The 14,981-nt window shown below is 41.5% G+C and carries 9 protein-coding genes; 7 read left to right on the forward strand and 2 right to left on the reverse strand.

From position 1 onward, the window contains the following. Window positions 1-14: 14 nt before the first annotated feature. Together fdhE and J5X96_RS00550 are read right to left on the reverse strand one after the other, a co-directional pair. A complete protein-coding gene (fdhE, locus tag J5X96_RS00545) occupies window positions 15-932 on the reverse strand; it encodes a formate dehydrogenase accessory protein FdhE (RefSeq protein ID WP_021616862.1) in 918 nt (305 codons plus the stop codon). Window positions 933-1,022: 90 nt separating this feature from the next. Then, window positions 1,023-2,138 (reverse strand): pyridoxal phosphate-dependent aminotransferase, encoded by a 1,116-nt coding sequence (locus tag J5X96_RS00550; protein ID WP_209363603.1) that lies wholly within the window; start codon window positions 2,136-2,138, stop codon window positions 1,023-1,025. Between the two features lie 130 nt (window positions 2,139-2,268). Between J5X96_RS00550 and J5X96_RS00555 the strand changes: the two genes are divergently transcribed. The 7 genes from J5X96_RS00555 to J5X96_RS00585 all read left to right on the forward strand — a co-directional run bounded on the left by J5X96_RS00555 (window position 2,269) and on the right by J5X96_RS00585 (window position 14,980). Continuing rightward, on the forward strand, window positions 2,269-2,694 hold the full coding sequence (locus tag J5X96_RS00555) for a YgiW/YdeI family stress tolerance OB fold protein (protein ID WP_021616864.1): 426 nt from the start codon (window positions 2,269-2,271) through the stop codon (window positions 2,692-2,694). 89 nt (window positions 2,695-2,783) lie between these two features. Next, window positions 2,784-3,455: a response regulator gene (locus J5X96_RS00560; RefSeq protein ID WP_209363605.1), complete on the forward strand. Its 672-nt coding sequence runs from the start codon at window positions 2,784-2,786 to the stop codon at window positions 3,453-3,455. Continuing rightward, a complete protein-coding gene (gene qseC / locus J5X96_RS00565; protein WP_209363607.1) occupies window positions 3,439-4,809 on the forward strand; it encodes a quorum sensing histidine kinase QseC in 1,371 nt (456 codons plus the stop codon). The genes J5X96_RS00560 and qseC overlap by 17 nt, the downstream gene beginning before the upstream one ends. A 176-nt stretch (window positions 4,810-4,985) precedes the next feature. After that, the gene (gloA, locus tag J5X96_RS00570; protein ID WP_033002744.1) at window positions 4,986-5,393 is read left to right on the forward strand and encodes a lactoylglutathione lyase; all 408 of its coding nucleotides are present in this window, start codon (window positions 4,986-4,988) and stop codon (window positions 5,391-5,393) included. A 92-nt stretch (window positions 5,394-5,485) separates the two neighbouring features. Beyond that, window positions 5,486-6,139, forward strand: a complete 654-nt coding sequence (rnt, locus tag J5X96_RS00575) for a ribonuclease T (protein ID WP_021616889.1) — start codon at window positions 5,486-5,488, stop codon at window positions 6,137-6,139. A 106-nt stretch (window positions 6,140-6,245) separates the two neighbouring features. Beyond that, the gene (locus tag J5X96_RS00580) at window positions 6,246-7,991 is read left to right on the forward strand and encodes a ShlB/FhaC/HecB family hemolysin secretion/activation protein (RefSeq protein ID WP_209363609.1); all 1,746 of its coding nucleotides are present in this window, start codon (window positions 6,246-6,248) and stop codon (window positions 7,989-7,991) included. Window positions 7,992-8,038: 47 nt separating this feature from the next. Further along, on the forward strand, window positions 8,039-14,980 hold the full coding sequence (locus J5X96_RS00585) for a hemagglutinin repeat-containing protein (protein ID WP_209363611.1): 6,942 nt from the start codon (window positions 8,039-8,041) through the stop codon (window positions 14,978-14,980). The last annotated feature ends 1 nt before the right edge of the window (window position 14,981 follow it).

Raw genomic sequence — 14,981 nt, forward strand, 5'->3', positions numbered from 1 at the left:
GTAGAAATTCGTGCTTATTCCGCCGGAAAAATAAACGGATTTAAGCCACTTTTCATAAAGCCTTTTTCTTCCATTTCCATGTCTAAGAAAAGAGAAGCCAAATCATCGGCAATCACTTCCACTTTCGGTTCTTTTTCTTGGAACATAATTTTTAAATAACTTTTACAACTGCCGCAGCTTTCGCTTCGAATGGCTGCCATATAATCATCAATTGACCAATAATCTAATTCTTTGTTTTGTCCACAATTAGAACATTGGCTACGTACCATATTCCATTCGCTTTCACAAAGCGCACAGTGCAAATAACGCAGACCTTGTTGGCTGCCAAAATGTACTAAACTTGCCGTTGGCGCAGTGTTACACACCGGACAACAATGAAGGTTTTCCGTGCTTTCTTGTTTCGCATTATGAGGAATTTGTTGCACTAATTGAAGCCAATACAAGGATAATGCAGCCCATACAAACACCGCTTTATCGCTGGAAATGGTGGCAAATTCTTGCGCCAAGACTTTATCGGCAAGGTCTTCCAATTCACTGTCAGCGGCTTTTTCTAACCATTCGATGGTGGTGAGAATCTGGTCGTTGGCAGAAGGTTTTAATTTCTCTAAAAGTGCGGTCAATAATTTGCGCCAAATTGGATCACGCTGCCAATGTTGTGCATTTAACGGTTGATGCGCTAATTGTTCGCCGGACAGTTTTTCCAGTCTCGGATCTTGCGGAATCGGCATATTTTCAAGCAGTTCTAATTGCGCATCAGCAATCGCTGCAGCGAATAGCAGATAATCAGCAAGCGGGTGATCTTGGGCTAACTCTCTTAAACGCGCAGCGCGACGTTGATATAAATTTTTCGGGCTGGAAAACAACAGTGGCGGCGCAGTATAAGAGGCTGCCGCTTGTTTAATTTCATTTTCAGGTAGAATTCGAATACTCATAATTTTAGGGCTTATTGTTAATAGAAAGTAAAAATTCGCGCCTATTATAGGCGCATAATTTTGTGGTTCAATGACTGGAATGGGTAATTTTTATTTATTTGCCAGCCAGCGTTTAATGCGGTTTACCCCTTCTTGCAAATGCTCGATGTTGCTAGTGTAAGCAAAACGCAAATAATGCTTCGTACCATTTTGCCCAAAATCAATGCCCGGCGTAGTCGCGACCTGAATTTCATGGAGCATTTGTTTGGCAAATTCGTAACTGTCATCGGTGTATTTAGATACATCCGCCCACAAATAAAAAGCGCCTTGCGGTTTAAATTCAATGGTAAAAATGTCTTTTAAGGCGTTATATAAAAAATCGCGACGCGCTTGGAATTGCTGTTTTACCTGCGCTAAATGCACGTCATCGAAGGCCTCTAATGCGGCATATTGGCTTAATGTCGGTGCGGAAATAAAGATATTTTGCGCAATGATTTCTGCTTCACGCACTTTATCTTCCGGCACGATAATCCAACCTAAACGTAAGCCCGGCATGCAGAAATATTTGGAAAAACCGTTAATGACATAAGCCTTATCGTTAAATTGCAATGCTGTTGCAGCAGCTTCGTCATACACCAAACCGTGATACAACTCATCGAAAATAAAGGCAATGTCGTGCTCACGACAATAGTCGTTAAGCGCTTTCAAGCGTTCGGTGGTGTAAATATTGCCTGTTGGGTTTGCCGGCGAGGAAATTTGTAACGCTTTAATTTGATGGCGTTTTAATTGTTCCACGCTTAATTGATAACAATCTTGTTTATCCACCGGCATGAATTCCGGTTGAATATCCATCATATAGGCAAAATTTTTATAACAAGGATAAGACGGATCCGTTAAACCCAATTTGTCACCGTGATTTAAGGTAAGGGCATAAGCCACTAAGAATGCCCCGCTGGTGCCGGGCGTAAGTAAAATCCGATTCGGGTTAATTTTTACCTGATAAGTGCGGTCATAATACGCTGCAATTTTTTCTCGCAACGCCAGAAGCCCAAGGCTTTCCGTATAACTAAATTGATTGTTCTGCACGGCATTTTGCAGTGCGGCTTTGACCTTATCCGACGGCGGTAAATCCGGCTGACCGATTTCAAAATGAATGGCGTTCGGGTATTTCGCGGCTTCTCGTACAATATCCATCACAATAAACGCAGACATATTGTCGTAACGCATAATATTTCCTTTTTCTCTTTTTTAAAAAATTTTAAGCTTTCTTAATCTTTTCTTCAGTTTTACTTGATTTAATAGCTCTCAACAAAGCAAGGGGGCTTTGTGATAATGAACTTTATGAAGGAGATTTCAAATGAAGAAACGTAGTTTAGCAACAATTTTCGTATTAGCAACCGTTGCCGTAAGCGGCGCTTTTGCCAAAGGTGGTTTCCAAGATCCGCAGACACAACAGGCACAATATGCACAGTATCACCACAAAGGTGAATTTAAACACGGAGGCTTTGTCAACGGTAATCAAACCGTCAGCAAAGCAGCAGATGCAAATACCTGGAAAGACGATCAATACATCATTTTGCAAGGTAACATCATCAAACAAGTAGACAAGGATGACTTTATTTTCAAAGATGCCAGTGGCGAAATCCAAGTGGAAATCGACCGTAAAGCATGGCGAGGTCAGGATATTTCCCCAAGCGATGAAGTGAAACTTTACGGCGAAGTGGATAAATCTTGGGATAAAATGGAAGTCGATATTGATCGTGTCGAAAAAATTGTAAAATAATCCGACCAAAAACAGAAAGTGGTGATGAGCCACTTTTTGTTTGTTTTGATGATAGCAATTTCTCAAGTGAAAAGTGCGGTGATTTTTTTATGCGAATTTTATTGATCGAAGACGATGCACTCATTGGCAACGGCATTCAAATCGGTTTGACCAAATCGGGCTTTGCAGTGGATTGGTTTACTGACGGCAAAAGCGGATTGGCAGCTGCGCAAGCCGCGCCTTACGATGCGGTGGTGTTAGATTTAACGTTGCCGAAAATGGACGGTTTAGACGTGCTGCAGGCATGGCGTAAAAACGGGCAGGATGTGCCGGTGTTGATTTTAACGGCGCGAGATACCTTAGATGAACGCATTACCGGCTTACAACGCGGTGCAGACGATTATTTATGCAAGCCGTTTGCGTTGGCGGAAGTGGTGGCACGATTGCAAGCATTGATTCGTCGTCGTTATGGGCATGCCAGCCCGATTATTCAGCATAGCTGCGTCAAATTCGATCCGAATCAACGTAAAGTATTGTTGAATGAACAAGAAATTGCATTAACCACACGCGAATACAAACTGCTTGAGCTGTTTATGCTGAATAAAGAACGCGTCCTCACCCGTGATTTTATTGAAGAAAAACTTTACAACTGGGATGACGAAGTCAACAGCAATGCCTTGGAAGTGCATATTTACAACTTACGCCAAAAACTCGGTAAACAGTTTATTCGCACCGTGCATGGCGTGGGCTATGCCTTAGGAAAAAATGATGAAGAAGCTTAATTGGCACAAGCGCAGCCTCCGCTTTCGATTAATTGCCACCTTGTCCTTGGTGTCTGTTTTGGTGTGGTTGATCTCCACGGCGGTAGCGTGGTTTCAAGTTCGCAAAGAAGTGAATCAAGTTTTTGATGCACAACAAATTCTCTTTGCCGAACGGCTTGCTTCTTCTGATTTACGTCATCTTTTAATCGATCGTCACAACCCACAACCACGCCGTCCTTTTAAAAAACATCGTTTTGACGATGATGCGTTGGCCTTTGCGATTTTTACTACAGACGGCACTATTGTGCTGAGTGACGGTGAAAATGGCGAAAACTTTATTTATGCGCCTCAAAAAGGTTTTTCACTCAGTAAAATTCGTGAGGACGACGATGACTGGCGTATTTTCTGGTTACCTGTTGCCGGTGGTCGTTTAATGGTCGCCGTGGGGCAGGAACAGGAATATCGCGATGAACTGATCAATAAAATGGTATTCGGGCAGATGTGGATTTGGTTTGCCGGTTTGCCGTTTTTATTGGCGGCACTGGGATTGATTATTCGCCGAGAATTACGCAGCCTAAAAGAAGTGGGCGAACAAGTGGCGAAACGCCCGCCGGACGACACTTCGTTGTTACCGACCGACAATTTGCCGATGGAAATTTTGCCGTTAATTCAAAATTTAAATCAATTTTTTGACCGCACTTCTGCCACCTTATTGCGTGAACGCCGCTTTACTTCCGATGCCGCCCATGAATTGCGTAGCCCACTTGCCGCTTTGCGTATTCAAACGGAAGTGGCACAACTTGCCGGTGATGACGCTCACTTGCGTGAACAGGCATTGGAAAATCTGACCAAAGGTATCGATCGCGCAACCCAGCTGATCGAGCAATTATTAACTCTTGCCCGTTTAGATAATTTGAAAGAACTGGAGAATTTACAGGAAATTCATTGGGAACAGTTAATTCCGTCGTTGATGGGGGAATTGTATTTTCATGCGGAAAAACACCAAATCACGCTGGCATTTGAGCCCATCGCTGCGCCTCCTGTAAAAATGGGGCAGCCGTTGTTGTTGGCGCTTATGTTGCGTAATCTGATAGACAACGCCATTCGTTATTGCCCGGAGGGCAGTCAGGTCAAAGTGCGGTTGGAAAAAAACAAGATTTTGGTGGAAGACAACGGTGGCGGTGTGGATGAAGCCGATCTGGCTAAACTCGGTCAACGGTTCTATCGCCCAGCCGGCCAAAACGAAAAAGGCAGCGGCTTGGGATTGTCCATTGTTCGCCGCATTGCCGAATTGCATCATTACCAACTCAACCTGTCTAACCGTAAAAATGCTGCCGGCGAACGCATCGGGTTGTGTGCGGAGATTTTGTTGTAAGTCGATAAAAAGGCGGGCTAAAAGTGCGGTGAATTTTCACCGCACTTTGTGCTTTTAGTGCGCCTCCTTGCGTATTCCTACGACAAACTACGATAACCTTTAACACGAATTTCATCAGGCAAATCCATTCATTCTGTGGCATAATTGACAAGATTTATTCACAGTGAGGAAACCAAATGCGAATTTTACACACAATGTTACGTGTCGGTGATTTACAACGTTCCATTCAATTTTATCAAGACGTGTTGGGAATGCGTTTATTGCGTACCAGCGAGAATCCTGAATATAAATATTCTTTAGCATTTTTAGGCTACGATGATGAAGACAAGGCGTCCGTCTTGGAATTAACGTATAACTGGGGTGTCGAGAAATACGACTTGGGCAATGCCTACGGCCACATCGCCATTGGGGTTGATGATATTTACGCTACTTGCGAAGCCGTGCGTCAAGCGGGCGGCAATGTTACCCGTGAACCGGGCCCGGTGAAAGGCGGAACCACCGTGATTGCTTTCGTCGAAGATCCGGATGGTTACAAAATCGAATTCATTGAGAATAAAAGCGCACAAGCCGGTTTAGGCAACTAAGCTAAACTTAAGCTAAAAGTGCGGTGAAAAATTCAACTGTTTTTTAACGTGGATTATGAACGATAATCCACGTTTTATTTTTAGGAATAGGTATGTCTGACACGCAAGAAACTATCAACTATCATTTATTAAAACACCGCTTCCGGGGGTATTTACCGGTCATTATTGATGTGGAAACCGCCGGCTTGAACGCAAAAACCGATGCGCTATTAGAATTAGCGGCGATTACGGTCAAAATGGATGAACAGGGTAATCTCTTACCTGATCAAAAATGCCATTTTCATATTCAACCTTTTGAAGGCGCCAATATCAACCCGGAAGCGATTAAGTTTAACGGCATTGATGTTGATAACCCATTGCGTGGCGCCGTGAGTGAAAATATTGCCATCAGCGAGATGTTTAAAATGGTGCGACGTGCGCAAAAAGAGGCGGACTGCCAACGTTCTATTATTGTGGCGCATAATGCCGCCTTTGATCAGGGATTTATTATGGCAGCCGCACAGCGCACCAATGCTAAACGCAACCCATTTCATCCCTTTTCCACCTTCGACACCGCCACATTAAGCGGTTTTATGTTCGGTCAAACGGTGCTGATCAAAGCCTGCCAAGCGGCGAATATTCCTTTCGATAGCCGACAAGCACATTCCGCCCTTTACGACACAGAACGCACCGCCGAGCTGTTTTGTTATATGGTAAATCACCTAAAAGCCCTCGGTGGATTCCCACATATTGTGGCGAAAGAATAACGACTTTAAATTTGACCGCACTTATAGAGTGTGGTTTTTTTGATTAATTTGAAAGAAAATGGAAAACACTCTAGACTTTACAAACTGAATATGAGGCCTATTAACTATGAAATACTATCGAACATTCGTTTTAAGCTTAATTTCTTCTACACTATCAACAGTAGCTTTCGCCGATACGCGTGACCCTCAATTAAACAACATTGATGCGGCACAACAACAGCGACAGAAACAATATCAACAGGCACAAGCAGACAAATTGCAGACTCAACCTGATATTCGTCTAGATTCGCCTCACAGTGAATCACTTTTACTTTCTTCTGCAGAATCTCCCTGTTATACCATTCATCAAATTACTTTAACGGATTACCACTCTTCTTTGCTAAAAAGTCAATTTCAATGGGCGTTTGATAAAGCAGCGAAATCATTAAAACTGACGTTACCTCACTGTTTTGGTGGTGCGGGTTTAGGTGTTTTAATGAAACAGATTCAAAATAACATTATTGAGAAAGGGTATGTGACAACACGTGTGGTGACAGAAGAACAAGATTTACGTGATGGGAAATTAGTATTAACCGTCATTCCGGGGAAAGTGCGTAATACGATTGTTGCTGATAGCAGTTATGTGCCTCGTTTTACCCGCTTACATGCATTAACCGGATTGACGTTTCATTCCGGCGATGTACTGAATATTCGAGATATTGAGCAATCCCTTGAAAACTTAAAACGTGCACCGACTGTTGAGGCAAACATCGAAATTTTACCGAGTGAAAGCGATAAAGCAGAGGTGGGGGAGAGTGATTTAAAAATTAGTTACAATCAAGCCTTTCCATTTCGTTTAAATGTCGGATTAGACGATGCCGGCTCGACTTCTACTGGTAAATGGCAAGCCAATGGCACACTCTCCATAGACAATATTTTTTCAGCAAATGATCTTTTCTACACCTCTTTTACGCATTCGATAAAACAAAAAGGAGATGACCGAGGTCGCCGTGCCAGTAAAAACCTCACACTTTACTATTCTATTCCGTTTGGTTACTGGAATTTAGCGTTTTCCCATAATCAGAGCAGATATCATCAGGAAGTCTTTGGTGCTTTTGATAATAGTTATATCTACTCGGGTGAAAGTGAAACGGATAAGTTGACACTCTCCTATCTGCTCTATCGTGATGCCAAACGTAAAACCTTGGTTTCAGGTTCTTTTTGGTCTCGTCAATCTCAAAATTATATCGATGGTGCAGAAATTGACGTACAAAGAAGACGAATGGCCGGCTGGGAAGCCGGGATTAATCACAAAGAATATTTCCCAACAGCCACCGTAGATTTTTCAATTAATTTCAAACGAGGAACTGCTGCGCGGAGAGCATTATCTGCCCCTGAAGAGCTATTCGGTGAAGGCACCTCTCGTCCTAAAATTATTACAGCAAGTATCAACCTAATAAAACCCTTTAAATGGGGTAGCCAAGCTTGGCAATGGCAAAGCAGCTTGAATGCCCAGTGGAATAAAACCCCACTGATCGCTCAAGACCGTTTCTCAATTGGTGGACGTTATACCGTACGCGGTTTTGATGGTGAACTTTCTCTTTCCGGTGAACGTGGTTGGAACTGGCGAAACGAGCTAAGTTGGCAATTTAACCCCAATCATGCCGCTTATTGGGCTGTTGACGGAGGGCGAGTGTCAGGCTGGTCCACAGAAAATCAACTTGGTCGCCATTTAATGGGAACAGCGATCGGTTTGCGAGGAGGAATAAAAGGCTTTAGTTATGATGTCTTTGTAGGTAAACCTATACGTAAACCCGAAGGATTCAGAACTTCTAATGCGGTTGCCGGTTTTAATATCGGATATAGTTTTTAATTTATTTTTCAGCGAAATCAATTTGGATAAAATTTGAGGATTAAGGTATGAACAAACAATGTTTCCGTGTCATTTTCAGTAAAACTTTGCAACGTTTTGTTGTCGTCTCCGAGTTAGCTAAATCCGAGGGAAAATCAACTGAAAAACATGATGTTAGTCTGTCTCATGTGTCGGTTCGATTAAAACCCTTAGCGTTTAGTCTATTTTGCGTTTTGGGTTTTGTCGCATTTTCAGAGGGTGCAGTCGCTGAAACCTTAATTATCCAAGCTGATAAGTCTGCCCCGAAAAACCAGCAGCCAATCGTACTACAAACGGCCAACGGACTACCGCAAGTCAATATTCAAACCCCCAACGATAAAGGCTTATCCCACAACAAATACAGTCAATTTGATATTGCTGAGAAAGGCGCTGTGTTAAATAACAGCCGTACACATACGCAGACTCAACTGGCGGGCATGGTGCAAGGCAACCCCTATCTTGCTCGCGGTGAAGCAAACGTTATTTTAAATGAAGTAAACTCTAGTAATCCTTCGGTGATGAAAGGTTACATGGAGGTGGCAGGTAAGAAAGCCAATGTCATTATTGCAAATCCAAACGGATTGCATTGCGAAGGCTGTGGGATTATTAATTCTGACCGCGTGACTTTGACTACCGGCAAACCTGAAATTAAAAACGGTCAAGTCGATAATTTCAAAGTTGAAGCGGGTAAAGTAACCGTTAGTGGAAAAGGTCTAGATAACAGTCATGTGGATTACACTGAAATTCTTGCTCGAGAAGCTGAAGTAAACGCCGGTATTTGGTCGAAAAAAGAGATAACGGTTATTGCCGGGAAAAATACTATCGCGCGATCTGATGCTGACGAAACGTTACAAGTTATTCGTACAGAACAAGCATCGGTTGGAGATATTAAGCCACAGGTTGCAATTGATGTGGGTGAATTAGGTGGAATGTACTCGGGCAAAATCCACTTGGTTGGTACGGAAGCCGGTATCGGTGTGCGCAATGCCGGCCACATTGGCGCCTCTGCCGGTGAGGTGAAAATTGATAGCCAAGGTAAGATTGTGAATGAAGGCTTTATTGGTGGTAGTGAAAATGCTCAACTCAATGCAAAAAAGAATATTGAGAACCGTGGCACCGTTTATGCTAAAGCTCAGACACAACTTAATGCTCAACACATTGATAACAAACAGGGTGTTATTGCAGGTAAACAAGTTCAGCTTAACGCAAATAACGTGGATAACCGCAAGCAATCGGATAAAGGCTCTTTGATTGTTGCCTCTGAAAAAGTATCAATTAAAGCGAAAAATTTAGATAACAGTGGTACCAAATCAAACAGTCAAAATGCTCAAGGGATTAAAGCGGGGCAGTTAAATGTTGTTGCTGATACAGTGAGCAATCAACAAGGTGCAATTGATATAAGTGAAGAGGGACGAATTAAAACTGCACTACTTAGTAATCAACAAGGTGATATTCTCTCTGGAGGCAAACTTATTGTAGAGGGAGATAAGGCTTCAACTGTAGTGGATAATACAGGTGGTCGTTTGCATTCTGATTCACAGTTAGATTTAACAGCAAAAACGCTGGTAAATGAAGGAAATATTAGTTCTAAAGGTAATGCTAATATTGCTTTAAAAGATGGTTTGAATTTAAAAAATGCCTTTAAAGTGGATGGCAAGTTGAATTTTTCTACTGAAGGGAAATTGACAAATAATGTTATGTTAAGAATTGGTCAAGCAGCAATCATTCACGCAGCAGAAGTAGAAAATATAAAAAATGCCGAAATTTCTGCTGATGCAACTCAAATTTCTACAGAACGTTTAACCAACCGTGGCTTAATTGATGGTAAAACTACACGTTTAGATGCATCGACACTAAATAATCTAGGAACAGGCCGTATTTATGGTGATCATCTTTCTATTGCTAGCCGTGAGTTAACAAATGATAAAGAGGATGAACATTCGGCCACAATCGCTGCTCGTCAGCGTTTGGATTTTGGTGTAGGAACTTTAGTTAATCGAGATCATGCTTTTATCTTTAGCCAAGATAAACTTTATATTGGTGGTGGGCTAGATGATAAAGGATATGCTGTAGGTAAGGCGACATTTATTGATAATGCGAGTGCTAGTATAGAAGCATTAGGTGATGGAGTAATTAATACACACCGTTTATGGAATCATGATATTCATCTAAAAATGGGCGAAGTAGTTTCTTATGAGAGTTTTTCTTTATTCCGTTTACCAGGATCTTCCAAGTCTTATCGTGAAGGTGTAGATGGTTATATGAATTGGAATAATAAAAATCGTCATGATAATAATGCCTATTTTACATTTTATGATCAATCCAAAGAGAGAGTCGGTTCCCCAAACTGGCATACTGAGTATTTTACTCGAAAAACAATTACACCAACGATTGAGCATCAGGATCCTGCGAAGATTGCTTTTGGCGGAAATCTGACATTGCAAGGTGATGATCTTGAAAATAATGCCTCTAAGTTCTTAATTGGTAAACGCCTTACTTTAGGTGATCAGATCTTTGAGTCAAATAAAACTAATGACGATATCGGTCATGCCGGTGGCGTTCAACTAAGAAATAAGGATGCAGTTGCAAATATTCTTAAATTTGATAATGGTGAGGCTCAAGAGATTGGTGCCGAAAAACACCATTGTGGCAGACACCACTGCTGGGGACATTATAACCATGGTAAAACTGCAATAACCAATCGCCCTCTTCCTCCAATTCCGCACTATTTTAAGATGGTTGATAATACAATTGGTGAATCTATTTCATCAACGGGCTCGGTGGGTGCTTATCATAAGTCTGGAAGTGTGGCTTCTATTGATATCAATGCTAATTTGCCAACAGAAAGTCTTTATCAGATTAATCCTAATGCTAATAGCCACTATCTTGTAGAGACAGATCCTGCATTTACAGATCGAAACAAGTGGTTGAGTTCTGATTATATGTTCAAGCAGTTGCGCAATGATCCACAAAATATGCTTAAACGTTTGGGCGATGGTTTTTATGAACAACGTTTAGTAAATGAACAAATTAATCAGCTCACAGGTAGACGTTTTCTAGAAAATTACTCTTCCGATTATGACCAATATAAAGCCTTGATGGATAATGGAGCATACTACGCAAAAAAAATGAATTTAGTACCGGGTGTTGCTTTAACCTCTTCTCAGATGAAAGAGTTAACTTCTGATATGGTTTGGATGGTAAAACGTGAAGTGACTTTAAAAGATGGTACTAAGAGAGAAGTATTAGTGCCACAGGTTTACGTTGTTAGACGTAATACTGATATTGATAGTCGAGGTGCAGTAATTTCTGCCAATGATATCATTATGAATGTCAAAGGTGATGTACAAAACAGTGGCGTGATTTCTGGACGTAATCTAACAGGTTTGGCAGCAAATAATATTGAAAACTTAGGTGGACGTTTGCAAGGCCGAGAACTTTATTTAACGGCTAAAAATATGCTCAATAACCTTGGTGGGGAATTAAATGCAACAGATAATTTAGTTGCCCAAGGAAAGCATATTAATATTGAAAGTACCACGAGTGAAACAGAAAACACACCTGATTTTTACCAAAAATCACTCACACAGCAAGCATCCGTAAAGGTTGGCAATGATAACAAAAAAGGCAGCGCTAGCTTTTTTGCGACTGAAAATATTACTGTAAAAGGTGCAAATGTAGATGTGAACGGAAATGCGGTTTTCTCTGCTGGTAACGCATTGAATTTTGGTACGGTAGAAACTGAAAATAAAGAGCATTACGTACCCAATGCAGATAATTACTATAAGCTTGATCAAAAACAAGAAGTTGGCAGTCAGTTAAATGTCACTGGAAATCTTGATACTGTAGGTAAAAGTGCGGTTGAAATGCGAGGCGTTTCTGTAACCAGTAATGGCACCATGAATGTGATGTCTGAGGGGAATATTAATATCCAAGAAGCCCGTTATAAAGAGCAGCTTTCTAGTGGTTCAAAAAGTAAATCTAGAGATTTAACAAGCTCAACGACAGAAGTTTATCGACATAAACACGATTATGATGTTGCGGAAGCCTCAAATTTAGATGCAGATAAGATTTATCTTCATTCAAGCAAAGGTAATGTCACTATTCAGGGCTCAAATGTAGCAGCTGGTAATGGTTTGACGGTGAAGGCTAAGAATATTGATATTCGTGAAGCTGAGAACCGAATTTACTCTGATGATTATTATAGTAAGAAAAAATCAGGCATGTTGGGAGGTGGTATTGGAGTAACCTTTGGTTCTCAAAAACAAACCACGGAAAATGATCAGACTAAGCTTTATGCACAGGGCAGCCAAGTAGGTAGCTTAAACGGCAACACCACTCTCATTGCAGAGAATGATTACACCCAAACGGCAAGTCAGGTGAGTGCGGTGAACGGCGATGTCAATATTTTGGCGAAAAACGTCGACATTAAAGCGGCAGATGATAAATATGAAACCAATACCAAACAAACCTTTGAGCAAAAAGGGGTAACCCTTGCCGTAACCTCGCCGATATTATCCGCCTTACAAGCCGTGCAAGGGACGGTGAAATCCGTTGAACGCGTCGGTCAAAGCAAAAATGACCGAGTCAATGCCATGGCGGCGGCGAACTCGGCGATGGATGCCTATCGAGCCGGACAAGCGGTGGGACAGGCAGGAAAAGCGATGCAAGAGGCGATGGAAAATGGAAATATGGATTCCGTGGTGGGGGCACAAATCACTTACGGCCAACAAAAGAGCGAATCACGTACGCATACTGAAGGCAAAACCGCGGCCAAATCACAAGTGAATGCCGGAGGCAAAGTGAATATTGTTGCCACAGGGGCAGGCAAAGCATCCAACATCACGATTCAAGGTTCAGACGTGTCCGGTAAACAAGGGACCTTCTTGGGGGCTGACAATGACATCAACATCACGGCTGCCGAACAAACGCACAAAGAGCGCAGCACCAATAAATCGAGCGGCTTTAATGCGGGGGTGGCGATGAAAGTGAGCAATGGTGCGGCTGTTGGGGCTACTTTAGGCGGCAATCACGGAAAAGGCTATGGCAATGGAGATGAAACCACTTATGTGGCTAGCCATGTAGGAGATAGTCAAAGTAAAACCGTGATTCAAGCCGGTGGTGATGCGAATCTCATCGGTAGCCAAGTGAAAGGCAAGCGTGTAGAAGTCAATGCCCAAAACCTCAACATCGAAAGCTTGCAAGATACCGCCACATACAAAGGCAAACAAATGAACGTGAGTGGCAGTGTGACGGTGGGTTATGGCGTCTCAGCCGGGGGAAGCTACAACAAATCCAAAGTCAACGCCGACCATGCGAGTGTGAATGAGCAAGCGGGGATTTATGCAGGTGATGATGGCTATGATGTGAATGTAAAAAATAAAGTGTCATCTATTGGTGGTGCAATTCTTTCACAAGCGTCAAAAGAAAAGAACCAATTAACCGCACAAGATTTTGAATATTCAAATATTCAAAATTATTCTCATGCTAAATCATCGGCTATGGGATTAATGGGAGGATTTTCCGTAAATCGTGACCAAACTTCAAATGAGGATAAAGAGCTTAATAAAATTTATCGTGAAGGTCGAAATAATGAAACTTTTGACCAAGCCAATCCAAATCAGACGAATCAATCACCGGTAAAATTTGGCTTAGATAAAGATGATATACATAGTTCGGATTTATATGCCGCTGCTAAAATGGGGTTAGCAAATTTAGCCAGTAATAGTAGCCAAAAAGAAAACCGTCAAAGTACGACTTATGCGGTGATAAGCGATGGAAATTTCAATATTGGTAGTCAAAAAGGCAAAGAAAATATTGAAAGTATAAAAAAATCAACCAAGCAAGAAGCGAATAAACTTGAAAAAATAGATTATTCACAAATGCAGAAAGAGGTTGAGCAGGATGTTGCAACGATTCAAGCGTTTGCGAAGAATGTTGGTGGTGCTACGGATGAGGCTTATCGAACAATGTTTATCGCAGAACATCGGATGTTTACTCATAAAGTGGATGAAAAAGGAGATCCTATAAAGGATCCAGAAATCCTGAAGAAAATAGATGAAGAAGCTGATGCTAAAGGTGTAAATCGAAAAGAATACTATGATCAACAAGTAAGTAAAGGACGCAATATTTATCAATTGCATGAGTTGTCAGATCAAGAGCGTAATCAATTACAAAAAGTTACTTATACTGATCCCAAAACAGGGAAAACAGAGAGTAAATATGTCGTTGCATTTAATGGCATCTTTAATGATCGTAATGCAGCAGCAAAATTTGCGGTACAAAACTACATTGCAGGCAGGGATGATAAAACAGGCAATATAGATCAAAAGGTATATAAAGATGTTTATTTTGTTCACCATCCTAAAGCGAAAAATGGTTTGTCAGAGCTCTTAGTGGCGGGTTATGAAAAGATGTTCGAAGGTTCTTTTGGAAACCTATTAGGTATGGATAATTCGAGTTTACAAGCGATGAACATTATGAAGCAATATGGTAAAGATGATTTATACCTCGGTTCTCATAGTCGTGGCACATTAACATTAAGTAATGCATTAAAAGCGCTAAATACAGAAGATAACCTAGCTAAAAAGTTACTTTCGGGAACAACAATTAAAATGGTTGGTCCTGCAGCTGATGTTACAAGAGCGGATGGTTATTTAAGTCAATTGCAAACCGGTAAAGAAAGAACCACTTCAGATGGTTCAATTCGGATTGAGAATCATGCTAGTGACCCGGTAGGTAGTATGCCGATTTTATTGGGGGGAAATCCTGCAACGACATCTGAAAATAATCTGAATAAAAGCTGGTTACAGCGAACAGCAGATATGTTTAGTGATGAACGTTTATCCGTACATAATTGCCATGGCTTAGGGCAACGACAATGTATTACTGACGGATATAGAACTGGAGGAGATCTTAAAATGGGTAATGAAAGAACTATTTTTGAATTAAATAAAGCGAAGGAGAAATAAA

Origin of the sequence: Aggregatibacter sp. 2125159857 (assembly GCF_017798005.1) — a bacterium.
In the GTDB taxonomy this organism is placed as follows: domain Bacteria; phylum Pseudomonadota; class Gammaproteobacteria; order Enterobacterales; family Pasteurellaceae; genus Aggregatibacter.